This window comes from Phormidium sp. CCY1219, from assembly GCF_035615515.1.
Classification (GTDB): domain Bacteria; phylum Cyanobacteriota; class Cyanobacteriia; order Cyanobacteriales; family Laspinemataceae; genus CCY1219.
In genome coordinates this window covers 1-24,923 of the sequence record NZ_JAJENT010000323.1, presented here as the reverse complement: position 1 = coordinate 24,923, position 24,923 = coordinate 1, and the positions used below count along the sequence as shown (strand labels likewise).

Genomic DNA, 24,923 nt, shown 5'->3' with positions numbered 1-24,923 from the left:
CTCTGTCTATTTATCAGTATAGAATTCCCGAGCGTTTCCGATTGACAATTGGTTATAACCACTCAAACAATTCTCAATTGTCAATTCTTCACCGACTGCCAGTGCTACCCTCAAATTAATCCCCCAGAAGGGATTTTATCGGGATAGGAGGAGATGGATGAAACGGACGATCGCGGCAAAATTGGCGCTAGGTGTCTCAGTAGCAACCGCAGCGTTACTCCCGCTTTCTATGGCTACACCTGTGGCAGCAGTGAATTCAGACCACGTGCTGCGATTATTGCGAACCAACGAATGCATGGGTTGCGACTTAATCGGGGCGGATTTGCGCGGGGCGGATCTGAGTGGGGCGAATCTGGTGGGGGCGGATTTGCGCGGGGCGGATCTGAGTGGGGCGAATCTGACTCGGGCAGATTTGAGCGGGGCGATTATCCGCTGGGCGAATTTATCCGGTGCGGATCTCAGCGAAGCGAAGCTGGTGCGTCCCCATTCGGAAACCGTGGGACGCTTGCGGATTACTTCGGTGCGGCCCAATCTGGTTGTGTCTCAACTGGAAAGTGCGGATTTGCGCGATGCTATCCTTACCGGGGCAAATCTCTATCGGGCGAATTTAACTGGCGCGAATTTGGTGCGCGCTGACCTATCGAGTGCCAACCTCACGCAAGCGGATCTCTCCCGGGCGAATTTGAATGCGGCGAATTTTACCGGGGCGAATCTGCGCGGTGCGGATTTAATCAGCAGCAAGCTCAACGGTGCGGAAATGCCCCTGGCGGATTTGAGTTTTACCAATTTGAGCGGGGCGTTGCTGATCAATGCGAATCTGCAAGGTGCGAGTCTGCGCGGCGCTGACTTGACGCGCATCGAACCGTTACCGAGTCAGTGTAAAGGAGTCGCCTGCGAAGCAACCCCAACCTATCTGGATTTTGCCAATCTTTCGCAAACCGACTTGCGTGGCGCTGACTTAACCGGTGCGAGTCTGCGCGGCGCGAATCTGACCGATGCGAATTTATATGGGACAAATCTGAATCAAGCGATGCTGGGTGAGGCGAATCTGCAAAATGCATATTTGAGAAATACCAATCTGGTGGATGCTCAACTGACGCAGACGATTATGCCCGATGGTCGGCGCAATTAATCGTCAGTGGCGATCGCAACCTTGGCCAGAGCGATGGTTTAGGGGGAATTGAGCGCATCAAGGGAGTTTCAACGCTGTGAGTGCTTCATTACCTCCGAAGTGCCCTGGATCTGGCTACCGGTTTGCCCTGGGCGATCCGTTTGGCTTTGAAAAGTTGGGTTTCATCGCGTTTTTTGATTGAGTTTTCCGTTGCGATCGCGAACTCTTCCGGGGTGCATTCAAACAACCGCAAGGCAGCCAGATATTTTTGTGGTGTCATGGTGGGTTTCGTGCGCCCCTTTTCCCAGTTGCGAACGCTGGTTGCGCTGACTCCTAGCCATGCGGCCACTTGTGTGCGGCTCAGTCCCGCACGCTCTCTGAGTGCTTTGATATCCATCTCTTTGAGAGGCTCCTTTGCCCGCTGATGTTAATAGTTTTAACAAAATTAGTGGACAGATTGATGTATTAAGGGTATTATCATTTTACTGCAAAAAAATCTGATGGCTCGCCACTCAAAAAAAGCGCGATCGCGATTCAAAAACCGGAAACCCAGGAGCCAAAGCTTTTGCCAATCTTAACTTTAAATTGCGATCGAACCCCCCGCCTTTGAGGCACTGCGGATGAAAAAAGCGGGTGGGGAGGGTTAATTATGCCAAGCGATCGCGAGTAGTTGCGGGGGTGGGAAAAAATGTATGGGGAAAGGCAAAGGTGCATGGAAAAATTGTCCGCGCCCTACGCCATCGATGGGGTGAAGCAGCAGTGGCGCTCATCTGGGGAGGTGCAAAGGGAAAATGAGGGGGATGGAGTGGCGAAACCTTACCGAGAAGGGGGTTTCTGGGTGGCGGAGAAAATCGCGCGGGCAAATGTCGTCTATTTCACCCCAACAGAGATTCAAATAGGCTACAATTGTAAAGTTATATGAATTCAGTCCGCAAATCTAGAAGAGTCCCACATACCAGACGCTAGTATGAGTCTTCCCATTCGCAACGTTGCTATCATTGCCCACGTCGATCACGGCAAAACCACTCTTGTTGACGCGCTCCTCAAACAATCCGGCATCTTCCGCGAAGGGGAAGAGGTTCCAGATTGCGTCATGGACTCCAATGACTTAGAGCGGGAGCGCGGCATTACCATTCTCTCCAAAAATACGGCAGTTCGCTACAAAGACACTTTAATTAATATCGTCGATACCCCAGGACACGCAGATTTTGGCGGCGAAGTGGAACGGGTACTGGGCATGGTGGATGGTTGTCTGCTGATTGTAGACGCCAATGAAGGACCGATGCCGCAAACCCGCTTTGTGCTGAAAAAAGCTTTAGAAAAAGGTCTGCGCCCGATTGTGGTGGTGAATAAAATCGACCGACCGCAGGCGGATCCCTATGGGGCGATCGATAAAGTATTAGACCTGTTTATCGAACTGGGGGCCGATGACGACCAGTGCGAGTTCCCTTATCTATTTGCTTCGGGTCTGCAAGGCTATGCTAAAGGGGATTTAGATGAACAAGGCAGCGATATGCAGCCGCTGTTTGAGGTGATTTTAGACCGGGTTCCGCCACCAGTGGGGGATCCGACTAAACCGCTACAGTTGCAAGTCACGACCTTGGATTATTCGGACTATCTGGGTCGCATCGTCATCGGGCGCATTCACAATGGCACCCTGCAGGCGGGTCAGCAAGCGGCTTTGGTGAAAGAAGATGGGGAAGTGGTGAAGGCCAAAATCACCAAGTTAATGGGCTTTGAAGGACTCAAGCGCATCGAACTGAAAGAGGCGAGTGCGGGATATATTATCGCGATCGCTGGTTTTGGCGATGCGAATATTGGCGAAACGATTACTTGCCCCAACGAACCGCAGGCCCTACCGCTGATTAAGGTAGACGAACCTACGTTGCAGATGACGTTTTGGGTGAACGATTCGCCGTTTGCGGGACACGAAGGGAGTTACGTCACTTCTCGGCAATTGCGCGATCGCCTGATGCGCGAACTGGAAACCAACGTCGCTTTGCGCGTCGAAGAAGCTGACTCCCCGGATAAATTCCTCGTCTCCGGACGCGGCGAACTGCACTTGGGCATTTTAATCGAAACCATGCGCCGGGAAGGCTACGAATTCCAAGTCTCCCAACCGCAGGTGATTTATCGCGAAGTCAACGGTCAACCCTGCGAACCGTTTGAATGTCTGGTGCTCGACGTTCCGGAAGAGGCGGTGGGTGGCTGTATGCAGCGCCTCGGAGAACGTCGCGGCGAAATGCAAGATATGCGCGTCAGCAATAACGGTCGCACGCAACTGGAATTTGCTATTCCGGCGCGCGGTTTGATTGGCTTCCGGGGCGAGTTCATGCGCCTGACTCGTGGGGATGGGATTATGAACCACAGCTTTCTGGACTATCGTCCCTTGAGTGGCGATGTGGAAACTCGTCGCAATGGGGTGATTATTGCTTTTGAGGAAGGGGTGGCTACTTTCTACGCCCTGAAAAATGCCGAGGACCGTGGTGTGTTCTTTATTACTCCCGGGACGAAGGTCTACAAGGGGATGATTGTCGGCGAACACAACCGTCCGCAAGATTTGGATTTGAATGTCTGCAAGACGAAGCAATTGACTAACGTCCGCTCTTCTACGGGGGATGAATTGGTTCAGCTACAAGCGCCGGTGGATATGAGTTTGGAACGGGCGTTGGAATACATCGGTCCGGATGAGTTGCTCGAAGTGACGCCGGAATCGATTCGCTTGCGGAAAATGCAAAGTAAGAAGCTGGCGAAACGGTAATTTTCCCTTTCTTTCCCCCACCCCCCGTGGGGGAAAAGGTTTCTCTCTCGGGTGTGCCTCGTCCAACTCTAGATTTAATTTGCAGTTTGGATGTGGTTTTTTCCCCGATCGCCTCTCGGATCGCTATAATTCTCACTCAAGCTGAAGTTTTAATGGTAGTTTTTCCCGATACGCAATCAAAGCATTGCACATAAGCCCTGCCTGCACCATCGGGTTTATTATACCCGATGTCAATCTCCTTTGTCAACCGATTGGAAAAAAAATTCCCGCCGGTGAGGGGTGGGCGGTGGGAAGCAGAATTGAATGGTGAATGATACAACTTAAGTGAAAAATGGGGCACAGCGGGGTGTGCCCCGGGAGGTTTCACCCGGGATGGGGGGAGTGGCGGGCAAAATCACGCAAAGTCGCGGGGCGATCGCGAGGCGTCAAATCCGCCACTGCGGATGAGGCGATCTAACTCACCGGGATCCGGTGCATGTATTTGTGCAGTTTCGATCGCCACTCGACCATCCATCACTTTCTGATAGAGGTCGTAATTCATCACCTGCATTCCTTCATAGGTATCGGTATGCATCAGATGATAAGCACTGTCGTCATCACCTTTGAGCAAATAATCCTTCATGGCGGGGGTATTGATTAATATCTCGTTAATTGCGGTTCGCCCGCCATCGGTGGTGGGAATCAATAATTGAGCTACCACGGCGGCGAGAGATTCGCCAATTTGCACCCGCATGGAGGGCTGTTCTTCTGGGTTGTACAGGTTTAACAAGCGGTTGAGGGCGTCGATCGCGTTGCGGGTATGCAGGGTACCCAAGACTAAGTGCCCGGTTTGTGCGGCTTGTAAGGCGATATTCACCGTGAGGCGATCGCGCATTTCCCCAATCAAAATCGCGTCGGGGTCTTCGCGCAAAGCCGATCGCAAGCTGGCGTGGAAGTCATCGGTATGCAATCCCACTTCTCGCTGTGAGATGAGGCATCTTTTAGAAGCGTAAACATATTCGATCGGATCTTCAATGGTGATAATATGCTTGTACGCGGTTTGGTTCAAGTGCTGAATCATCGCCGCCATTGTGGTAGATTTCCCGGAACCCGTCGGTCCGGTGACCAAGACTAAGCCTTGAGGTGCGCTAATGATTTTTTTTAGCACTTCGGGTAAGCCCAAGCGATCGATAGTAGGAACCTTCAGGTCGATCAAACGCAGGACGATCGCCCCACCATTGAGGGTTTGAAAGCAATTGACCCGACAGCGAACGAAACCGGGATAAAAAATCGCCGTATCAAGTTCTTTCGTTTGGGCGAATTGTTTTCGCTGAGAGGGGGAGGCGATTTCTTGTAGATACATCTCGAATAATTCGTCGGTTACTTTATCGAGACCTTCCGCTTCGCGCATTTGTCCCCGGATCCGAAATCGCGGGACTTCCCCGACGCGAATGTGAACGTCAGAGGCTTTGGCGTCGGCGGCTTTTTTGACGATCGGCTTGATGAGTTGCGATCGCTTTTGGTGGGAATGCTCTGTAGATTTGCGCGACAACTGGGGTGATGATGGTGGGGGTGGTGGCGGTGGGGGAACTCTGGGCGGAACGTGGGATTTTAACTCCGTGGGGTCATGGGTGTTATTAGTTGCAGCCATTTTCTTTTCTCCTGATGCTTATCGACATGGCGATCGCCCGAGGGCGATCGGGCTTTTCCGTAAAAATACTCTGGCGTTAAAACGACTTGTGTTTAAACTGCTCCTTTTTACGTGATTTTACTTGTATTATAGAAAAGAAATCCGAACATCTGGGGGGTGGTGTAATATTTCTTTACTTCTCAGCCCGGTTTGAAGGGTCTCAGACCCAGACTTTCGGGGGAATCGAGGGGGAAACCCAGCAGCCCTGCGCCGATAGCATCTAGGGAGATAGAATTTATCTACCCTGGGAGAGAAAAATGCTTGAGAGAAAAATGCTTGGGGGTTGGATTCCACCACAGGAAATAATTCAGCGCCAGACAGCAACCAGGGGATTGAACTATAAAGAATCCTCCAATGGTCACTCAGCCTAAATATTATATGACTTTTACAAAAGTTTTGCAACCGAGATTTCCCCATTTTTTTGCTCCCCATCAGTTTAATTTCAGACATCGCTCTAGCTTGACGATTGAAGGTGAATTTGTCAGAATAAAAGGGAGTACAAATTAGGGGATAAGTCCAATGAACATCAACCCAGAAAACAAAGCAAAGAAAGCGATACAAGAGCGGCGTTTGTCAGCCAGAATTAAAGCCTTATGGGAAAATAAGAAGCTATGGGTGGGGGTCAAACTCAGCTTATTATTGAACGATACGGTAGATGCCACCAATTACGATGCTTACATTTGCCAGTGGCTCGCAAATTTTTATCCCGATTATGACAGTTATGCCTTGGCATTTTGGGTAGATTATGTAGACATTAAACGAGTGGAATGGGAGATTTTTGTATTGAGGCGGGGGGAAGGATGGCAGTTGGTCAAACTTCCCAATCCCTATTGCGATCGCCAATCCTAGCATAATTTTCTGAACCAAGGTAAACTTGCCCAATGGAGTGGTTTATTTGGTTCTTTCAAGTAGAATAAACCCGAAGCCAATCACTCCTGTTCTTTGTCCGACTCGTCGGATTCTTGGAGGATAACGGCGAGACTTCGCAAGCGCTCGAACTGGGAGCAAAACACCACAATTGAAACCGTAAGGGGCACCCCCAACAAAGCACCGGGAATTCCCCACACCCAGCCCCAAAAAACAATCGAAACCAGGACGACAAAGGGAGAAATATTCAACGAGTTGCCCTGCATGCGCGGATCGACAAAATTGCCCAGGGCGAGTTGGATGGCTGCCAATCCCACCAAGGTGGCGATTCCGCGACCCATTCCCAAAAATAACAGGGCAAACAGACTGGGGGGAATGACTGAGATAATCGAGCCGAGGGTGGGAATATAGTTGAGCAGAAAAGAAAGCAAACCCCAAACAAATGCCAATTCTACCCCTAAAATCCAACAAAACAAGCCCGTCAGTACCCCGGTGATTCCGCTGGTGATGGTGCGAATTAATAAATAGCCTCGGAATTTATTGCCCATGCGATGAAAGGCGGTAAGAATGTGGGAGGCGGTGGGGGAAGAAAAGGCGCTTTTGACTTTCTGCTGATACTGTTCCACTTCCAGCAAAAGTAACACCAGGAGTGCTACAGTTAAGACAAATAAACCGAGGGAAGACCACAGGGATTTCAATCCGGCGATTAATTCATCGCTATATTGCTGGATCGAGGATTGAGACTGCAAGGGTTGCCCTTGGATGGGGATACCTCGGTCTTGCGCCCAGGTGGTGACAGTTTGAAATATTTCCTGCAAGCGATCGAGGTACTGAGGGGCTTTCGGGGCCACCAACTCGACGCTAAACTCCAACGCCCCAAAGGCTAATGCGAAAATTCCCGCAAGTCCTAACATAACTAAGGTCAAACTCAACCACTCGGGGAAGCGACGGTTGAGCCAATGGTGTAGGGGATGAACCAATACGGCGATAAAAATGGCAAATGCGAGGGGCATGGTAATGGGTGTGGTGGCTTTCAGGGCGGCGATCGCAAAAATCGCCACTAGAATTGCCACTAAAACTGGAAGGGAATTGCCCGATTTTTCCATAGGTTGCTCTCAATCGATGCTGGACTCTGTGGGGGAAATGGGAACATCCAATCTCGCTCGAATCAGGCTGAAGATAGCTCAACCTCCCCCATCGGAAGCGAGGATAAATGAAGGAATACTCCCTAGAAGTAATCCTATTTTTTCAGTGAAATTGCCCAGTGTCACCTATCTATAGACAGATTTAGATTATTATTTGAGCCGTTAGACTGTTTTTGCCAAAAAATCCGCCGGATAAAATCCCCTACCTTCGCCCTGCGCTGTGCTTACCCTGCATGGCGCGCAATGCAAGTTGAGAAAAGTAATCAGCCCGAATGCAAATAATTTCCCTGTCCCACTGGCTGGAAAAACCCATCATCTCGCGTCCGATCCAGTGCAAAAACGCCAAACGCGGCAGATTGAAAGTGCGCGTTAGCGAGCAACTTTCGCCGAGGCAGACTCATTATTTCTCCAGGCATTCCTTTAGCTAAATCCAACCAATGACCAATGACCAAACCTCAGAAAAAGGAAGAATCGCGATCGGGGACATCGGGGGAGTTGTAAATATAGTCTTTGTCAAAATTCAAATCTTTGGCTAGATTGCCAATCCCTAATATTTTATCGAGTTTAAACACTTCAAAAATGGAGTCAAATAATTTATCTTCGCTTAACCGGGCTTTGGTATAATAATAAGTTCCGGCTACATCTTTTTCCAGGATTTTATCTTGCATAATTTTGCTTCGGATAGGCTTGATGTAGCGATAAAATAAAAGCACCTGCATGGCGTAGCGACCCTGAATTTCAAAAAACCGTTGTTGTTCTACAAATCGCATGGAAAACAGCAGTTTAATGATTTCTAATCCGATAATAAATCCAATCAGTTCGTTGAGATAATCGGCGGTTAGGTTTTCCGGGATTAAGCCGGTGAGCAAGTAATAGCGGTAGTAATATTCGGCAATAGCTTTATCGTCTAATTCTTTTTCAATGTTGAATTTTTGCAAAAGCGAGATAACTCGGTCATACATATAGTGCTTGGATTTTTCGGCGAGGCTAATTAATTCTGATTGAATTAAATCGTTTAAAGCTTGGTGTTGTTGCTCGGGAGAAATGCAAGCAAACAGGGTCATGGAGTTTAATAAATACCGTCTTGTGCTCGGGTCTTTTTTGCGGAATTCTTCTAAAAATGAGTCGGGAATGATTCGACCTTTATCGAAACGTTGGGAACCGAATATTGGCGTCATAGGAATACCCTTTATTTTAGCGAGGTTCGTCCGGTAAAAAGCGGGGGTAGGCGGAGGATGTTGGCGGGGGCGATCGCAGTTGTGCGGGGCTATGGTTAGGGGAGAAAAAGCAGTTAGGGGTTTGGGGTATTATCAAAGCAAGGCGATCGCGCTTTTTCTGGGAAAGGCGATCGCCTAACCGGGGTGGATTTCTCGGCACAATTGCGGGGAATTTGGGGAAACCATTGGGTGAGTGAGTTGCAATTGGGCGGAGTTTAGGGGAAACGAACCCGAAAGGGCGATCGCCATAAAACCCGATGGGGTTTGCTCTAATTTTATCTTGAATCTGAGCGATTTTCACCCTCCTTGCAGCCGCCGGGAGGGGGCGATTAACTGAACCAAACCAAACCGCTGAGAATTAAGGCGATCGCCACAATTGCCACCCAAAAAAACCCATTATCTTTGGTATTTACTTGGGACAGATCCACCGGTGGGGGGGCGTCGGGAGTTTTGCGCTTGGATTTTTTCTTCGGCGCAGAAGCAGCAATCTGGGTGACTTTGGAGGGGGTTTCATCCATTGCGCTCAGATCGGGAATTTCAATCAGCCATTCTGGGCGCGTGTTGAGTTTTGGCGCTTCTAAAATGTAGAGCAAGCGCTTGGCTTGTTTGCGGGTTTCGAAGTCGGGATGTCGGGTTAACCTTCTGCATAAGGCGATCGCCTCGCTGGAGTCTCCCGCCGCCTGATAGGCGTTTAAAAGCCACATCAGCACCTCTCCTCCCTGGCGGGAGTTGCGATTCACCCGCTTGGTGGCTTCCTGTAGGTGTTGCACCGCTTGTGGATAGCGACCCCGATCGAAGGCTTCTTTGCCGGTTTGATATTCGGCTTGGAAACGGTCTAAGCTTTCTGAACTCACGATTTCTATTAAACTAGCAGATTCGGGTCTCTTGGTAAACGAGCTTATCTTGCCAGCGCCGATTCTGACAAGGAGAGGGCGAATCTTTTCGCGACGCAAGGCGTCACCCTTTCCATCGCTAAAATGCGAAATTACGGTTCTACAAGGAGTTTGAGCCATGACAACGAGGGACAAATGGTATTGGTTACGACCCTGGAAAACCCTAGGGTCACTCGCCGCCCCCCTAGCGGTGGTACTCGCCGGGTTTGGCGCGGCGACGCCACCCGCCACTGCGGGTATGACGGTGACGATTGACGGCGGTTTGCACATTCGCGTGGGGGATCCCGCGCCAATTCGTTACCGAGGCACGAATATTTATCGCGGAGGAATAAATTACTATCCGGTTCGGGAGTATTATCCCGGTTATTACCCCCGTCGGCGCGGCACAACGATTCGCAATTCGACTCTGATTAATCCGACGGTTATCGATTCGACAATTCGCAATTCGACCCTGATTAATCCGACGATAATCGATTCTCCCCATCGTCACCGCAGAACCCCTTCGCGATCGCCGCGCGTGAGAGGCGCGATCCCTGGCTCTCTGTGAGGCTATACTAACCGGACAAAATTGTGAAGGAGAGAACCATCGGCTGTAGGGACAGGGCATGCCTTGTCCCTGCGGCGAATTGCGAAAGGTAAGTTTAAAAAACGGGATAAATTCTTGGCAGCCAGAGGCGTGCGGGCATGGGCGCGATTGCAATCCACTGCCCAGTTTTTTACCCAAAGTAACTTGCCCGCCCCTGCTTCGAGATGCGAGTTACCGAAATAACAAAGTCAGGGGTCGGGCACTTCAAGAGCGAGCGTTAAGTGCGATAGGCGATCGCATTCTAGGGGAGAGAAACGGGCGATTGGGACATGTATTCCGAGGCCACAATCATCGAACCAATCCCGGCAGTGGTAAAGATTTCCAGCAGCAAAGAGTGAGGGATGCGACCGTCAATAATGTGAGCCGCGCTCACGCCTTGGGCGAGACTGCGGACGCAACAGGTCACTTTCGGAATCATGCCTCCGGACACCACTCCCTGGTGAATCAGCTCCCGCGCTTGCTGAATGCTGAGTTGAGCCAGCAGGGTGCTGGGGTCTTCTGCATCCTTTAAAATCCCCGGCGTGTCGGTCATTAAGATTAATTTTTCCGCACCCAGGGCGGCGGCGATTTCTCCGGCGACGGTATCGGCGTTAATATTATACGATTGTCCGGTTTCGTCGGCGGCGACACTGGAGACCACCGGGATACAACCACTAGTGAGGAGGGAATCGATGACGGTGGTCTTCACGGAACTGACTTCCCCAACGAAGCCAATCCCTTCTTGACCGTGGGGACGCGCTTTGATTAAGTTACCGTCTGTGCCGCACAATCCGACGGCATTGCCTCCGGCTTTATTAATTAAGGAAACAATTTCTTTGTTAACGCGACCGACTAACACCATCTCTACCACGTCCATTGTGGGCGCATCGGTGACGCGCAGGCCATTTTTGAATTGTGGCTCGATATTGAGTTTCGTCAGCCAGCTATTGATTTCGGGACCTCCGCCGTGGACGAGGATGGGTCGCACGCCAACACAGGAAAGAAATACCAGGTCGCGCATGACTTGCTCTTTCAGGGTGCTGTCTTTCATGGCAGCACCGCCATATTTGACCACTACGGTACGTCCGGCAAATTGCTGAATGTAGGGGAGTGCTTCGCTAAGCACTTTTACCCGCATTGCCTCGGCTTGTTGTTGGCTGGTTTCGTTCTCGGTCAACATGGGCTGCTTTTTCTTGTCAAAAGGGCTACTTGCTAGCTTATCGCTATCTGGCACGGTTGTTATCTGGATTTTCTGGTGGATTGCCCCGGTGGGTGGAGCCTGTTGGCAGGTGGGTGACACCCGGGGAAGTTCGCCCCGGGTAGGGCTTTTGCGGGATTGAGAGGGCGGCGTTGGCGGGGGTTTTAGATGAGGATTTCGTGACAAACCAGGGGGCGGGGAATCCCGGGAACCGCACCCTGGGGGTTAGTTATAGGTCTTGCGGGCGTCGGGTTTGAGGATTTTGCGAATTTCGGCAAAAATGCGATCGCAAATTAGCGCTGGCGTCTCTGCGGCAGTTATGGAAATCCTCACATCTGCCTGGGCATACAGGGCTTGCCGTTGTTCCAAGAGCGATCGCAGTTTGCCCAGGGGATCCGGGTTCTTTAACAGCGGTCGCGTGCTGTCTCCTTGTAGCCTTTTGTATAATTCTTCTACGGGAACATCTAGCCAGACGACGATACCATGTTGCAGGTAACTCCAGTTTTGCGGTTTGAGGATGATGCCGCCCCCGGTGGCAACTACCAGGTTTTTATAGGCGCACAATTCGGCGATCGCTTTGGTTTCCAGTGCCCGAAATTCCGCCTCGCCGCTTTCGGCAAAGATTTGGTTAATCGTTTGCCCCGCTATCTGTTCGATGAGCGCGTCGGTGTCGAAAAACCGATAATTCAGTCGATCCGCTAGGGTTTTTCCCACGGTGCTTTTCCCCGCACCCATCATGCCTACCAGATAAATATTACAGCCTTTGAGAACGTCTTTCACGATGCAGTTTTGATTGAGAGCGACGGTTACTTTTAGCATTTTGTGGCGCAAAAATCAAGGGCAATGGTCCCGCCGCTGCACTAACCCTTTCGTTGCTTTGCAGGCGAGTACGGCAAAGCATATAGGTTGGGTGATGGATAAAGGCTCGGTCTATATGCGAGACTTATTTTTTAATTGAAATATCCGGGACATTTCCCTACCTGTACCTACATTTTATAAGCCGCGCAAACATCGAGGGGTTGCCATTTTCAAACCCCTCATAAAACCATCAATGCTTAACCCGGTTTTACAAGGCAAAAAAACCCCTAAATCGGTGGCACAATTCAGGCGATCGATATCTTGTAAGCGCAGAAATCTAACGATCCACATGGGTTTGCAGCGCAGATTGGAACTCACCCACAGGATTGCTTGTACCCGTCGCTTGCGCCGACAGTTTCAGCATACAAATTAGCCTCGGGCAGGCTTGGTTTGGCGAAGTGCAAGTTTGCGCCGCGTCTTTGTGCCGAGTGGGGAAGCGGGAGGCAAGTATAAGGTGGGCGGTGCCCACCTTACAGGTATTATACCTCGGACTGTACCAACAACTCGGCGGGTAAGCGTTTGAAAGAGAGGCGCTCATTTTCCACATCCACGAAGATAGTATCCCCGTTGCCAAACTCGCCGCGCAAGATGGCTTTAGCGACTTGGGTTTCCAACTCGCGCTGGATCGCGCGTTTGAGGGGACGCGCGCCATATACGGGGTCGTAACCCACTTCGGCGAGGAAATCGATCGCCGCATCGGAGAGTTTCAGAGACATCTTGCGATCGCGCAACCGTTCCAGAACTCGTTCCACCTGCAATAGCACGATGTGACGCAATTCTTCTTTCTGCAAGGCGTGGAAAATAATCATCTCGTCGATGCGGTTGAGGAATTCCGGACGGAAATTGTTCCGCATCGCATCCATTACCCGACCGCGCATTTCATCGTAGCGGCTATCATCGCCAGACACATCCAAGATATACTGCGACCCCACATTACTGGTCATAATAATCACGGCATTCTTAAAGTCTACCGTATGACCTTGGGCATCCGTCACCCGACCATCATCGAGGATTTGCAGCATGATATTAAACACATCCGGGTGAGCTTTCTCGATTTCGTCGAACAGAATCACCGCATAAGGACGCCGGCGAATCGCTTCGGTGAGTTGTCCGCCTTCATCGTATCCTACATATCCCGGAGGGGCACCGACTAACCGAGAAACCGCATGTTTCTCCATATATTCGGACATATCAATTCGCACCATTGCCTCTTCGGTATCGAACAGATAAGCCGCCAGTGCTTTGGCCAATTCGGTTTTACCTACCCCCGTCGGACCGAGGAAGATAAAACTGGCCACGGGACGATTCGGATCTGCCAGACCGGCGCGCGATCGCTGAATCGCATCGGACACCGCCGTCACTGCTTCTTGCTGACCCACTACGCGCTTATGCAACTCCTCTTCCAAATGCAGGAGTTTTTGCATCTCGGATTCCACCAACTTACTAATCGGAATCCCAGTCCACTTAGAAATAATCTCGGCAATATCCGCTTCGGTAACTTCTTCGCGCAGCAGGGTTTTTCCGCTGACTTGATTCACCTCTAGCTGCTCTTCCGCTTGCTGCAATTCTTTTTGCAAGCTAGTCAATTTGCCGTATTTCAACTCGGCGGCGCGGTTCAGGTCGTAATTGCGTTCCGCTTGTTGAATTTCGATATTGACGCGATCGATTTCTTCTTTAATGCTCTGAATTTTCTCGATGGTATCTTTCTCGGATTGCCATTGAGCGTTGAGCGCTTGTTGCGCTTCGTTCAGGTTTGCCAGCTCTTTTTCTAGGGCTTGCAAGCGGTCTTGAGAGGCGGTATCGGTTTCTTTCTGCAAGGAGAGTTTCTCCATTTCTAGTTGCAGAATTTTGCGGTCGATTTCGTCAAGTTCTTCCGGTTTGGAGGTAATCTCCATTTTCAGTTTGGCCGCCGCTTCATCTACTAAGTCGATCGCCTTATCGGGCAAGAAGCGATCGCTGATATAGCGATTGGACAAACTCGCCGCCGCCACTAAAGAATTGTCGGCAATTTTTACCCCGTGGTGAACCTCATACCGTTCTTTCAATCCGCGCAAGATAGAAATCGTATCCGCGACGCTGGGCTGGTCGATATACACTTGCTGGAAGCGACGCTCGAGGGCGGCATCTTTTTCGATATACTTTCGATACTCGTCCAAGGTAGTGGCACCGATACAGCGCAATTCCCCTCGGGCTAACATGGGTTTGAGCAAGTTGCCGGCATCCATCGCACCTTGGGTCGCCCCCGCGCCCACTACGGTGTGAATTTCATCGATAAACATGATGATATTCCCGCCGGAGTCGGTGACTTCTTTGAGAACCGCTTTCAGCCGTTCTTCAAATTCGCCGCGATACTTGGCACCGGCAATCAAAGCCCCTAAGTCCAGGGCGATTAACTGTCGGTCTTTCAGGGATTGGGGTACGTCACCGGCGACGATCCGTTGTGCCAACCCTTCGGCGATCGCGGTTTTACCCACCCCGGGTTCGCCGATCAGCACCGGGTTATTCTTGGTGCGCCGAGAGAGAATTTGAATGGTGCGACGAATTTCGTCATCGCGCCCGATTACCGGGTCTAGTTTCCCTTCCCGCGCCGCTTGGGTGAGGTCGCGACTGTATTTTTCTAGGGCTTCGTATTTGCCTTCAGGATTGCGATCGGTCACTTTTTGATTCCCCCGCACTTGTGCGATAGTATTTTTCAGTTTGCTTTCATTCAGTTGAAATTCTTGGAATAGCCCTTTCCCAAAACGGTCATCTTTGAGAAAGCCAAAAATCAGATGTTCGACGGAGATAAACTCGTCTTTATACTCTTTGCGGTACTCCTCAGCGCGATCGAGCAATGTGTCGAGACTGCGACCGAGATATACTGAGCTGCTGTTTCCGCTCACTTTGGGCTGGCGGTCGATAAACTGTTCGGTGCGATCGCGCATCTGCACCACGTTTACCCCCGCTTTGCTGAAAATGCTCGCCGCAATTCCATCGCCCTCGAGCAAAGATTTCATCAAATGCTCGCTTTCGATTTGCTGCTGGTTCGCTTGCTTGGCGATATCGGGGGTTTTGGCGATCGCCCCCCAGGCTTTTTCTGTAAACTGATTCGGATTATTCGGTTGCATAGATTCACTCCTTATTTACCCTTTCTTAAATTGTAATCAACTCGCGACTCCAATCTAGATCGGCGATCGCGGCAAAATCGGTTAGTATTCCCGTCCTCTTTATCATACCTTCCCCCAGCTCCGATGCCGAATCTTTATCTCGGGTTGAGCGGCGATTGGCGATTCGCCACCGCCACAGACTCCCAGGGTTTTTTCTTGCTAGAAAACTCGGTTTTCCTGGGTTTTCACACTTCTAATGATAACCCCGCACTTCCCTTTTTCCCGATCGGCGATCGCGAAAAACCCCGGGTAGATTTTCCGCCCTGGGAATCACACCCAAAACCGCCTTCCCCAGCGAGATTCTCCCCGAGAGTTTAAGCGGTCAAAACCACCGACAACCAGTGGGGATAGGCAAAAGAATTTTGCGGTAAAAAAGCCGGTTCTTCGCCATAAGATTCCCCCACCAATTGTGCGGTCATTTGCAGATTTTTCCACAACGATTCCGCCTCGCCAAATGCTTCTAAACCCACAGACCACCAGTGGCGATCGCGCACTTTTACTTGGGTCAATTCTACATTACACCCTTGCGGAACCCACTGATTTTCCCTCACCGATTCTACGGAGTCACCGAGGAAATGATAGGTCCGCTGCGATCGCGTTTTTTCCACCCCCACCCAAGTACCGGTTTCTACCGCATTTTCCGGAACCTGCGCCGATAACTCTTCACAAATACATTTGCCCCATTTTTCAAGCTGCCCGGACCAGCGATCGCCAACCTGTTCCACCCCCAATATCTCTTGTCGCCACTTGATTTCCAAGCGATCGTGTCGCAATTTCACATTCAGATAATCCGCCCCCGGAATCACCAAATACAAGTCTTCCCGGGTTTCTGGCGTCCCCAGCACTTCCCCCGGCGCATGTTCTTTGAACCAATGCGTTACCTTTTCCGGTGGCGTCCCTGGGTAAAACCATCGCAATTCAGTGGTTAGCAACATAAAATCCCCATTCCTATTTCGTCTCTGTACGAGCGCATCCGCTACCATAGAGGATAACTCCTCTGTCAAACTCGAGAATCAAGACTTGAACACTCACCGTTTCATCCTTGGTTCTTCCCCATTTATCCGTTTTCCTCTATGTTTTCCTCGACTCAAACTCCACCGGCGATCGCCGCCGCCTGCGCCGATAATACCATCAAACTCTGGCAACTCGACGGCAAATTGCAAAATATCCTCCAAGGGCATAAAGCTAGCGCCTTATGGGTTTGCTTCAGTCCCGATGGTGACGCGATCGCCTCTGCAAGTGCCGATAAAACCATCAACCTTTGGCGACGCGATGGCACCTTAATTACTACCATCAAAGGTCATAAAGCCGAAGTTTTTGGTATCGCCTTTAGCGAAAAAGGCGACCGAATTGCTTCCGTCAGTGCCGATAAAACCCTGAAATTTTGGCGACGCGACGGCAAATTAATTAACTCGATAAAACGTCAATCTGCCGGACTCTTTGGCCTCAGTTTTATGCCCAATGGCGAACTCATTGCCACAGCAGGCGCTGATTCCACCGTCAAACTCTGGCAATTTGACGGCATTTGTCTGAGAACCTTAGAAGGTCACGAGGATAGGGTTTATCGCGTTAATTTTAGCGCCGATGGCAATAAGCTGGTTTCCGGAAGTCGCGACGGTACCGTGAAACTCTGGGTGCGGGATATTTCTTGGGGCCGCAATGGCACTGTGAGAACGTTACAAGGCCATGAAAATGCGGTTTTGGATGTCTGTTTTAGTCCCGATGGCAATGCGATCGCCTCCGCCAGTGCCGACAAAACGATTAAAATTTGGAGCGCGTTAGATGGCACCTTAATTCAAACCTTAAAAGCGCATAAAAATTTCGTTTATAGCGTCACCTTTAGCCCCGATGGTAAAACTTTGGCCTCGGCTAGTGAAGATAACACCATCAAGTTCTGGAATTCCCAGGGTGAAGTTATTAAAACTTTGAACAAGTCAAAAAGTTCTATCTATCACATCAGCTTTAGTCCCCGTTAATTGACCCTCCCTGCTAACTCGTTCCCTGGCTCAGCCTGGGAATGCCAATTAGGAGGCAGAGCCTCCTAATATTTTACCACTTTATCTGTTACAGTTACAGGCATTGCCCACCCTAAAACTCTTAAAATTTTACCAAGATAAAGCATAGTAAAATGCCCTGTACCTACGGAAAGCCAATTGAATCGTAAGCAGTCATGCACAATAAATTGCACATCCATTTTTGAGTTTTGTAGGGTGGGCAGTTCCTTGAATGAGTTGCGAGCGACACCTCCTGGGATGGAACTGCCCACCCTCCCCACTGCAATTATTTTTGCCCGAGTACATAGATAAAACTTTTAATGAAATCTATTTTAGGTGATAAAATCAGGGGGTAATCTGGGCAGTGTCCACCCGAAAGTTTGGCAAAATTGGGTGTTGAAACTTGACAGTTTTGTGACCGATGCGCTGACAAACCCACTGCACGCAAATAGGCGCGATCGCATTTCCAAATAACCGATATTGGTCGTACACTCTCGCTACCCGACACCAATCATCTGGAAAGCCCATTAACCGTGCATACTCCACATTTGTTAATCGGCGAAATTTATCCCCGACGCGATATCGTTCGTAATGTCGGGAGGTGGATGCCGTCAGGGTTGAGGCAATCCCATTAATGCCAAAAATCGTATAACCCAACCGCGCTCCTCCGCCTTGATTGTACAGGATTTCCACCCCATTACAATAGCGATTCACGGCTTTACTTTGCTCGATCCGTTTCCAAGTTTCTGCGGTAAAATCAAACTGCGAATCCACTTGCGATTCGGGTTGCAGAATATCTCTCAGTTTCTTTCGCGGTTTGATATCCGGTAGGGGAGAAAGGGGCTGGGCGTACATTTTTTTCCCATAGGCAATTCCCCAGTGGTGGTTTTTGGTTTTTCCGGGCAAAATTGGGGTGAGATAGCCCGGGAGTTCCCGGTCTGCTGCGGGTAAAGATTCTACATCATTTTGAGTTAAAAACACCGAATAGGTTTCTAGCATCTGGAAAAAACTCCCCGCCTCGGGTACCTTTGTGCCGAAAATAAATAGGCGATCGCGGTTTTGCGGAATTCCAAAGCTCAGGGTATTGACAATCCGCCACTCAATGAAGTAGTCTAATTCCGAGAGGGCGTCTAAGATGGTTTGAAAGTGATATCCCCCTTCCATCGTTAGCATCCGCTTGACGTTTTCCAAGAAGAAATACTGCGGTTGCTTGTTGTCCAGGATTTCCACAATCCGCTCGAATAAGGTGCCTCTCAATCGGTCTGTGACCCCTTGTTTTTTCCCCGCCGGACTAAAGGGTTGACAAGGGAAACCGGCGGCTAAAATATCCGTTTTGGGAAGGTCTGCGAGGGGGATGCGATTGATATCCCCCAAGACAATGGCATCCTCGCCAAAGTTACTTTGATAAACCTGGCAAGCTAATTCACTGATATCGTTCGCCCACAGGGTTTGAATTTGGGCGGATTCCATCCCCAGGCGAAAGCCGCCGATGCCGGCAAATAATTCCACTGCGGTGAGTGGTGGGTTGTGCTCCACGAGATTGGTTTGACCTCAGTTGAACGGTTGGGCAATTTAATAGTTTAGCGGATAAATACACCCTCCCTCGAACCTTTTTCCCGAGGTTATCGCCTGCAAACGAGATAACACAAAAAAAGGTGGGCAATGCCCACCCTACGGATTAATTTGAGAGAAGATTACCCAACGGTGTGGGGAATGAGCGATCGCCGTTCTACCGATTGCACTTGTACCTCATTGTTCTCGTCAATATCGATATGCACGGTATCGCCGTCTTGAATCTCACCGGAGAGCATAGCTTCGGCTAGATTATCTTCGAGCAAGCGCATAATCGCGCGGCGTAAGGGTCGGGCACCGTAGCTGGGGTTGTACCCTTCTTCCACTAACCGCTCTTTGAAGCGATCGCTAACTTGCAAGTCGATACCATTTTCGATCAGGCGGCTGAACACATCGCGCAACATGATTTCGGCGATTTCTTTCACCTCGTCTTTGGTCAACTGTTGGAAGACGATAATATCGTCAACCCGGTTGAGAAATTCGGGGCGGAAGTATTGCTTCAGTTCTTCATTCACCAAGTTGCGAATGCGTTGGTACTGCGCGTCAGTGGCGTCATCAGAGAACTCGAAGCCCAAACCGCTGCCACCTTTTTCGATCGCGCGCGACCCGATATTCGAGGTCATCACCAGCAAGGTATTCTTGAAGTCTACCGTGCGACCCTTGGCATCGGTGAGGCGACCGTCTTCCAGGATTTGCAGTAGCATGTTGAACACATCCGGGTGCGCTTTTTCGATTTCGTCGAACAGAATCACGGTATAAGGACGACGGCGCACGGCTTCGGTGAGTTGTCCGCCTTCATCGTATCCCACGAATCCCGGAGGCGAACCGATGAGTTTGGAGACGGTATGGCGTTCCATGAATTCGGACATATCCAGACGGATCATTGCCTCTTCGGATCCGAAGAAATAAGTCGCCAGAGATTTGGTCAGCTCGGTTTTACCCACACCAGTCGGTCCGGAGAAGATAAAGCTGGCGATCGGGCGGTTGGGGTCTTTCAGGCCCACGCGGGCGCGGCGGATGGCGCGAGACACGGCGGTAACGGCTTCTTCTTGACCGATGACGCGCTCGTGCAGGGTGCCTTCCATGAGCAGGAGTTTCTCGGATTCGGTTTCGGTGAGTTTGCTCACGGGCACGCCGGTCCAGAAGGCGACAATTTGGGCGATGTCTTCGGCGGTGACCACCGGGCTTTCGGCGTTGGCTTCGGCTTCTTTATCCCGTTCGATCAGGTCTGCTACTTCTTGTTGCAGTTCTAATTCGCGATCGCGCAATTCCCCGGCTTTCTCGAAGTCCTGTTCCCGGGCGGCGGTGTCTTTTTCTTTGCTGACTTGTGCCAGTTGTTGCTTGGCCTTTTTCACGGCGGGCGGTTGTTTGAAGTTCCGCAACCGCACCCGAGAACCGGCTTCGTCGATTAAGTCGATCGCCTTATCGGGCAAGAAGCGATCGTTGATATAGCGCTCGGACAGTTTGGCGGCGGCATCCAAGGCTTCATCCGCAATGGTTAGCCGATGGTGCTCTTCGTAGCGAGAGCGCAAACCAAACAGAATCTCCACGGTTTCCTCGATGGTTGGTTCTCCCACCATCACCGGTTGGAAACGACGCTCTAATGCGGCATCCCGTTCGATATGCTTGCGGTATTCATCCAGGGTGGTTGCGCCAATGCACTGCAATTCGCCTCGGGCTAAAGCCGGTTTGAGCAGATTGGCGGCATCCATGCCCCCTTCTAGGGAACCCGCCCCGACTAGGGTGTGGATTTCGTCAATCACCAGAATCACGTTACCCGAGGAGCGCACTTCTTCTAAAATCGCTTTGATGCGTTCCTCGAAATCGCCCCGGAAGCGGGTGCCGGCAATCAGCAAGCCCATATCTAGGGTAAACACCTGTTTGTTTTCCAGGATGTCGGGGATATCTTTTTTGGCGATCCGCTGAGCCAATCCTTCGGCGATCGCGGTTTTACCCACCCCTGGTTCCCCCACCAACACCGGATTGTTTTTGGTGCGTCGTCCCAATATTTGGATGATGCGTTCGATTTCTTTGGCGCGTCCCACCACCGGGTCGAGCTTTCCTTCTTCCGCCCGTTGGGTCAGGTTGACGCCAAATTCGTTCAGTTGTGGGGTTTTATCCGATCCGGAACGCCGTCGCGTTCCCCCTCGGGCGGCAACTTCCGCCGGCGGTGGGTTTTCTCCAACCCTGCGAACCACTTCTTTGCGGATTTGGTCGGGATCTACGCCAAATTTTTCCAGCACTTTCACCGCGACCCCTTCCCGGGAAGCGGTTAGCCCCAAAAGTAGGTGTTCGGTACCGATGTAGGTATGTCCCAGTTGGCTGGCTTCTTGCAGGGATTGCTCTAGAATGCTCTTGGCGCGTGGGGTGAGGGGAATTTCGGCAGGGACGAAGCCGCTGCCCCTACCGATGATTTTTTCCACTTCCATTCGGGCATCTTTGAGATTGACGCCCATTGTTTTTAGCACCTGCGCCGCAATGCCGGTGCCTTCTGCAATCAACCCTAAAAGGATTTGCTCGGTGCCCACAAAGTTATGACCGAGGCGGCGTGCCTCTTGCTGGGCCAGCATAATCGCTTTTATGGCTTTTTCTGTGAAATATTCAAACATGAGCTTAGTCCGTTAACTGTAAAGTTTTGTGTATGTCCTGTTATCAAGGTATCTCTATTTGAGTGGCCAGGGAGTAGCGAGATCCGTAATCTCGTAGGGGGATTAGCCGTCTTGCTTCATGCAGTTTAGGTGCCGCAATGGCGCGCGTGCCAAGGGTTACGGCTATGCATTTTTCTCGGATGCCCCCTGCCATTTGTCTTGTTGCCACATCTACTCGATTGCACAATCGCCTGTCAACCCTCCTTGGGAGGAGATCGGTCTGAATTTCCGCTCGGTTTGCCCTTAATAATGTGCGAATTTCAGCGAAATTTGTAATCCTCACTACAAAGTGTAGCGGCGCGCTTGGTTTGGATCCCAGGTTGCAATCCATTTCCTTCCCCTGCGCGCGCCGGGTTATCTCTGGCGGGATTGCACTCCCCGCTTGCCGTCAGGGGATCCTCTCACTGAACGGGAGGATAGGGAAACCGCCGCGATCGCCTCCCGCCCATGTTCTGCGGGACAATCTCTGGCTGATGCTGTTAATCCAATCCGGGCTAACAGCCGTTTGTTCGTTCCCTGTGCTGTGGTCTGATTCGGCGATTGAAACACTCAGTTCATCCAGTGTGGCTTGCTTTCTGGGTGGGGGACTGGGGTTGGGCTGACGGTTCTGGCGGTCAGTTGAATGAATTGCAACTTTTTCCGCGAGATTGCCTCAGCCTTCAAACCGATAGAGCAATTGATTGGTCTATCTGCAAGTTGGGCACGACGGCGTGCTTTTACATTATAGCTTTTTTGGCAGATTTATCCATTATAAATCTCCGCCTATTTTAGCTAACTGTGGTGCAAGAGTCAAGGTGCAGGGGTGGAAACAGTCGCTATCTCATCCCCCCTCCCCAACTCGCAGTGATTCTCGTCACAGGGGGTGCAGTTTCGCGATCGCATCCCTCCCAGGGAGACGATCGCCAAACCCTCTGGACTCGCATCACTGCGCGATCGCTTTCACTCAGCCATACTCAATACTGTCGGGTTCGGTAAGTTTGTCCTATGTCTGAGGAAACTATGATTCGTCAACTCATCCAGCAGGTGTTGCGTAGCGGCTATCTCAGTGCCGATACTGAAGCGAAACTCGCTCTGCTTTTCCAAGGATCCTGTAGTGTCTCGGAATTAGATACCTTGATGGATTTACAACATGCCGTCATGTCCGGTTATGTGAAGCGCGAGTCTTCTTCCCCTCACTCCACCCCAATGGTTCGCGAGGAACGCGAGGTAATGTGAGGCTTTCCTGCCAGACTGCGATCGCCCTTCTCTACCTCGGCGCGCGGTAACTTTTTTCTCCCACCCCCCCCTTGACAACTTCACTGCCTTTGCCCTATTATTCATAATAGGAAATAGTGGCTGCCCTATATATAGGCATAATTCACCCAGCCTCCCCTGAAATTGCCCGCCACTGGCTCAAACCAACGGTTGTGAAGTCCGAGTTTGCACGTACTGTTTCAGCACCAACGCCAGGGAAAATTGCGATCGCGATTTTTCAATCCAGCAGCGCCGTTCTAACGATTGCAAGGTATTGAATCCCCCTGGAAACGACCCCGTTTTAGACTCCACGAATTGACCCACCGACACCGCATCCGACTTAGTTGCCAGAGCTAAAATAACCGTTTTTTCCGCCTCAGACAAGCGCCGATATTGCCGGTCTAAAACTGCGCGCAAATCTTCTCCCAAGCAGCGGGGTTCGTATCTGAAAAAATCCGCCACACTGCCATCAAATAAATCCTGAATCATCGTGGCCACAATTTTTAACCACAAGGGGTTGCCTTGATACGCCTCAATCAGCGCCGCTGCATTCTCCATTTCTACCAATCCTTTATCCCGCAAAATATTCTGCGCCGCCGCACCCAAACTCCCTAATTGTAACCCGCGCACCGGGGCATTTTTCCCTTTCAATGCCGCAATTTCTCGCGGCGGTTCCCACCCAAGAAGCAACAGGCAACTGTGATGGGATAATTCCGCCAATTGTTGGAAAAATACGCCATAATTTTCATAGCCGCTGCGGTACTTTCCGGCAAACTCAGATTCGGCTAAAATACAATGGATATCATCTAGGATAATCAAACAGCGCGCCTGTCGCAAATAGGGGAAAAGCATCGAGGTGCGATCGCTATTTTTGGTATATAAGGGATTCGACACTGACCCCGCTAACTCACCCGCGCCAGTTTCCGTGGGCGTGGCGGTATTCGCACCAAAAAGGTTCAACCGCGACAACCCCCGAATCAGGGAATCCGATAACCCTTCCAGAGAAGGCGATCGCCGCAGACTGCGCCATACCACTGCATCAAATTCACCCATCACTTGTTGTACCAGTTGCACCGCCAACGCCGTTTTGCCAATCCCACTCAACCCGCGCAACAACAGCAAGCGAGTTCTTTCGTACAAAATCCACTGTTTCAGGGTCGCCAACTCCGCCTCCCGCCCGTAAAATACCGCCATATCCGGCATTTCTGCCAAATCCCGAACCGGTTTCGGTTTCTCCATTGCTTCCTCCCCAGTTGAGGTTGGGTTGGATGCGGGGTAGGGAATCTCCGCCGGATGTGGACTTTCAGCACAAGTGCTAAATTTACTAATTTGCACAAAATCGCGGAGATTGGAAGGATGAGAAAACTCGAACCGATCGAGGGTAGAACGTAAGTTCGATTTGGTGACTGGTTCCCCTAAAGCATCGGAGAGGATTTTCCATAATTTGGCTCCCACATCCCTAGCGTGACCCTCGCTGCAGTGAGCGCGATGGGAAATTGTCCCGTAGGTCTCACCTTCCAAGGTTCCCCGCAGAATAGCTTCTTGCAGCGTGTCAATGTGTTTTCCCGTCTTGGCAAACACCAAGCGATCGGCAACATTTAAAACCTCTTGTACGTTCATTGCTCCGTGATTGAGTGGTATGGGATGCATTATACCCGACATTTTCCCACATTTTCCCACTGCCCGTGACTTTTTCTAACATTTTCCGACTAAATCGGCATTTCCGGGTTGCCAAACTGCCGACATTTTCCGACATTTTCCGACTGGACAATCGCTTGATTTCGGGAAATAATTGGCATATTGACCGCCAAAGCCAATCATAGGGGGAATCGATTCGCCACAGCATAATTTGAGGTGCATAATTGCTCGGCGATCGCCCCACTACAGACGTAGGGTAGCCACCCGCCACCCTCCTCCTGGGAACCCCCAACAGGCAGATCCACCAGGGTAATGCCCACCATGCCCCCATTTTATAGGAGAAATTCCCAATGGCTGTTAATTTATTCGATGCCAATTTCTACCGTGCTTTCAATCCAGATTTAGCTG

At 50.8% G+C, this 24,923-nt stretch carries 21 protein-coding genes; 7 read left to right on the top strand and 14 right to left on the bottom strand.

The genetic code is table 11. The features are described from left to right. Nucleotides 1-157: 157 nt before the first annotated feature. Nucleotides 158-1,132 carry a pentapeptide repeat-containing protein gene (locus LKK83_RS05600; protein ID WP_324629946.1) on the top strand — a complete coding sequence of 325 codons (975 nt, stop codon included), beginning with the start codon at nucleotides 158-160 and terminating at the stop codon, nucleotides 1,130-1,132. Between the two features lie 88 nt (nucleotides 1,133-1,220). Here LKK83_RS05600 and LKK83_RS05595 read toward each other — a convergent pair whose 3' ends face one another. Next, nucleotides 1,221-1,508: a helix-turn-helix domain-containing protein gene (locus LKK83_RS05595; RefSeq protein ID WP_324629945.1), complete on the bottom strand. Its 288-nt coding sequence runs from the start codon at nucleotides 1,506-1,508 to the stop codon at nucleotides 1,221-1,223. 570 nt (nucleotides 1,509-2,078) lie between these two features. Between LKK83_RS05595 and typA the strand changes: the two genes are divergently transcribed. Then, complete coding sequence (gene typA, locus LKK83_RS05590; protein WP_324629944.1) at nucleotides 2,079-3,872, top strand: translational GTPase TypA; 1,794 nt, start codon at nucleotides 2,079-2,081, stop codon at nucleotides 3,870-3,872. Nucleotides 3,873-4,266: 394 nt separating this feature from the next. Here the strand turns inward: typA and LKK83_RS05585 are convergent, their stop codons facing one another. After that, nucleotides 4,267-5,502 carry a type IV pilus twitching motility protein PilT gene (locus LKK83_RS05585; protein ID WP_324629943.1) on the bottom strand — a complete coding sequence of 412 codons (1,236 nt, stop codon included), beginning with the start codon at nucleotides 5,500-5,502 and terminating at the stop codon, nucleotides 4,267-4,269. 558 nt (nucleotides 5,503-6,060) lie between these two features. Between LKK83_RS05585 and LKK83_RS05580 the strand changes: the two genes are divergently transcribed. Further along, nucleotides 6,061-6,390 carry a hypothetical protein gene (locus LKK83_RS05580; RefSeq protein ID WP_324629942.1) on the top strand — a complete coding sequence of 110 codons (330 nt, stop codon included), beginning with the start codon at nucleotides 6,061-6,063 and terminating at the stop codon, nucleotides 6,388-6,390. An 80-nt stretch (nucleotides 6,391-6,470) separates the two neighbouring features. Here the strand turns inward: LKK83_RS05580 and LKK83_RS05575 are convergent, their stop codons facing one another. From LKK83_RS05575 to LKK83_RS05560, 4 genes are all read right to left on the bottom strand, one after another. Then, nucleotides 6,471-7,514 (bottom strand): AI-2E family transporter, encoded by a 1,044-nt coding sequence (locus tag LKK83_RS05575; protein ID WP_324629940.1) that lies wholly within the window; start codon nucleotides 7,512-7,514, stop codon nucleotides 6,471-6,473. 494 nt (nucleotides 7,515-8,008) lie between these two features. Further along, on the bottom strand, nucleotides 8,009-8,731 hold the full coding sequence (locus LKK83_RS05570; RefSeq protein ID WP_324629938.1) for a hypothetical protein: 723 nt from the start codon (nucleotides 8,729-8,731) through the stop codon (nucleotides 8,009-8,011). A 16-nt stretch (nucleotides 8,732-8,747) separates the two neighbouring features. Beyond that, nucleotides 8,748-8,930: a hypothetical protein gene (locus tag LKK83_RS05565; protein ID WP_324629937.1), complete on the bottom strand. Its 183-nt coding sequence runs from the start codon at nucleotides 8,928-8,930 to the stop codon at nucleotides 8,748-8,750. A 169-nt stretch (nucleotides 8,931-9,099) separates the two neighbouring features. Then, nucleotides 9,100-9,624: a hypothetical protein gene (locus tag LKK83_RS05560; RefSeq protein ID WP_324629935.1), complete on the bottom strand. Its 525-nt coding sequence runs from the start codon at nucleotides 9,622-9,624 to the stop codon at nucleotides 9,100-9,102. Nucleotides 9,625-9,781: 157 nt separating this feature from the next. On the opposite strand from LKK83_RS05560, the gene LKK83_RS05555 reads away from it, so the two are divergent. Beyond that, a complete protein-coding gene (locus LKK83_RS05555) occupies nucleotides 9,782-10,210 on the top strand; it encodes a hypothetical protein (RefSeq protein WP_324629934.1) in 429 nt (142 codons plus the stop codon). A gap of 280 nt (nucleotides 10,211-10,490) precedes the next feature. On the opposite strand, the gene argB is transcribed toward LKK83_RS05555, so the two are convergent. From argB to LKK83_RS05535, 4 genes are all read right to left on the bottom strand, one after another. Beyond that, a complete protein-coding gene (gene argB / locus LKK83_RS05550) occupies nucleotides 10,491-11,408 on the bottom strand; it encodes an acetylglutamate kinase (protein ID WP_324629933.1) in 918 nt (305 codons plus the stop codon). Between the two features lie 243 nt (nucleotides 11,409-11,651). Beyond that, on the bottom strand, nucleotides 11,652-12,245 hold the full coding sequence (locus tag LKK83_RS05545; RefSeq protein ID WP_324629932.1) for a shikimate kinase: 594 nt from the start codon (nucleotides 12,243-12,245) through the stop codon (nucleotides 11,652-11,654). A 518-nt stretch (nucleotides 12,246-12,763) separates the two neighbouring features. Next, nucleotides 12,764-15,391, bottom strand: coding sequence for an ATP-dependent chaperone ClpB (gene clpB, locus LKK83_RS05540; RefSeq protein ID WP_324629931.1), 2,628 nt, complete (start codon nucleotides 15,389-15,391; stop codon nucleotides 12,764-12,766). Between the two features lie 353 nt (nucleotides 15,392-15,744). Beyond that, on the bottom strand, nucleotides 15,745-16,365 hold the full coding sequence (locus LKK83_RS05535) for a hypothetical protein (protein ID WP_324629930.1): 621 nt from the start codon (nucleotides 16,363-16,365) through the stop codon (nucleotides 15,745-15,747). Nucleotides 16,366-16,503: 138 nt separating this feature from the next. Here LKK83_RS05535 and LKK83_RS05530 point away from each other — a divergent pair, with 138 nt between their 5' ends. Beyond that, nucleotides 16,504-17,406, top strand: a complete 903-nt coding sequence (locus tag LKK83_RS05530) for a WD40 repeat domain-containing protein (protein ID WP_324629929.1) — start codon at nucleotides 16,504-16,506, stop codon at nucleotides 17,404-17,406. A 363-nt stretch (nucleotides 17,407-17,769) separates the two neighbouring features. On the opposite strand, the gene LKK83_RS05525 is transcribed toward LKK83_RS05530, so the two are convergent. The 3 genes from LKK83_RS05525 to LKK83_RS05515 all read right to left on the bottom strand — a co-directional run bounded on the left by LKK83_RS05525 (nucleotide 17,770) and on the right by LKK83_RS05515 (nucleotide 22,193). After that, on the bottom strand, nucleotides 17,770-18,960 hold the full coding sequence (locus tag LKK83_RS05525) for a DNA cytosine methyltransferase (RefSeq protein WP_324629927.1): 1,191 nt from the start codon (nucleotides 18,958-18,960) through the stop codon (nucleotides 17,770-17,772). 158 nt (nucleotides 18,961-19,118) lie between these two features. Continuing rightward, nucleotides 19,119-21,605, bottom strand: a complete 2,487-nt coding sequence (locus LKK83_RS05520) for an ATP-dependent Clp protease ATP-binding subunit (protein ID WP_324629926.1) — start codon at nucleotides 21,603-21,605, stop codon at nucleotides 19,119-19,121. A gap of 393 nt (nucleotides 21,606-21,998) precedes the next feature. Then, nucleotides 21,999-22,193 carry a hypothetical protein gene (locus tag LKK83_RS05515; protein ID WP_324629925.1) on the bottom strand — a complete coding sequence of 65 codons (195 nt, stop codon included), beginning with the start codon at nucleotides 22,191-22,193 and terminating at the stop codon, nucleotides 21,999-22,001. Between the two features lie 231 nt (nucleotides 22,194-22,424). On the opposite strand from LKK83_RS05515, the gene LKK83_RS05510 reads away from it, so the two are divergent. Further along, nucleotides 22,425-22,619 (top strand): hypothetical protein, encoded by a 195-nt coding sequence (locus LKK83_RS05510; protein ID WP_324629924.1) that lies wholly within the window; start codon nucleotides 22,425-22,427, stop codon nucleotides 22,617-22,619. Between the two features lie 9 nt (nucleotides 22,620-22,628). Beyond that, a complete protein-coding gene (locus tag LKK83_RS05505; RefSeq protein ID WP_324629923.1) occupies nucleotides 22,629-22,859 on the top strand; it encodes a hypothetical protein in 231 nt (76 codons plus the stop codon). A gap of 177 nt (nucleotides 22,860-23,036) precedes the next feature. Here the strand turns inward: LKK83_RS05505 and LKK83_RS05500 are convergent, their stop codons facing one another. After that, nucleotides 23,037-24,527 carry an NB-ARC domain-containing protein gene (locus LKK83_RS05500; RefSeq protein ID WP_324629922.1) on the bottom strand — a complete coding sequence of 497 codons (1,491 nt, stop codon included), beginning with the start codon at nucleotides 24,525-24,527 and terminating at the stop codon, nucleotides 23,037-23,039. Nucleotides 24,528-24,923: the final 396 nt, after the last annotated feature.

Coding starts and splice junctions, on each gene's coding strand:
- LKK83_RS05600 (WP_324629946.1), top strand. CDS start 158: ATGAAACGGACGATCGCGGCAAAATTGGCGCTAGGTGTCTCAGTAGCA.
- LKK83_RS05595 (WP_324629945.1), bottom strand. CDS start 1,508: ATGGATATCAAAGCACTCAGAGAGCGTGCGGGACTGAGCCGCACACAA.
- typA (WP_324629944.1), top strand. CDS start 2,079: ATGAGTCTTCCCATTCGCAACGTTGCTATCATTGCCCACGTCGATCAC.
- LKK83_RS05585 (WP_324629943.1), bottom strand. CDS start 5,502: ATGGCTGCAACTAATAACACCCATGACCCCACGGAGTTAAAATCCCAC.
- LKK83_RS05580 (WP_324629942.1), top strand. CDS start 6,061: ATGAACATCAACCCAGAAAACAAAGCAAAGAAAGCGATACAAGAGCGG.
- LKK83_RS05575 (WP_324629940.1), bottom strand. CDS start 7,514: ATGGAAAAATCGGGCAATTCCCTTCCAGTTTTAGTGGCAATTCTAGTG.
- LKK83_RS05570 (WP_324629938.1), bottom strand. CDS start 8,731: ATGACGCCAATATTCGGTTCCCAACGTTTCGATAAAGGTCGAATCATT.
- LKK83_RS05555 (WP_324629934.1), top strand. CDS start 9,782: ATGACAACGAGGGACAAATGGTATTGGTTACGACCCTGGAAAACCCTA.
- argB (WP_324629933.1), bottom strand. CDS start 11,408: ATGTTGACCGAGAACGAAACCAGCCAACAACAAGCCGAGGCAATGCGG.
- LKK83_RS05545 (WP_324629932.1), bottom strand. CDS start 12,245: ATGCTAAAAGTAACCGTCGCTCTCAATCAAAACTGCATCGTGAAAGAC.
- clpB (WP_324629931.1), bottom strand. CDS start 15,391: ATGCAACCGAATAATCCGAATCAGTTTACAGAAAAAGCCTGGGGGGCG.
- LKK83_RS05535 (WP_324629930.1), bottom strand. CDS start 16,365: ATGTTGCTAACCACTGAATTGCGATGGTTTTACCCAGGGACGCCACCG.
- LKK83_RS05530 (WP_324629929.1), top strand. CDS start 16,504: ATGTTTTCCTCGACTCAAACTCCACCGGCGATCGCCGCCGCCTGCGCC.
- LKK83_RS05520 (WP_324629926.1), bottom strand. CDS start 21,605: ATGTTTGAATATTTCACAGAAAAAGCCATAAAAGCGATTATGCTGGCC.
- LKK83_RS05505 (WP_324629923.1), top strand. CDS start 22,629: ATGTCTGAGGAAACTATGATTCGTCAACTCATCCAGCAGGTGTTGCGT.
- LKK83_RS05500 (WP_324629922.1), bottom strand. CDS start 24,527: ATGCATCCCATACCACTCAATCACGGAGCAATGAACGTACAAGAGGTT.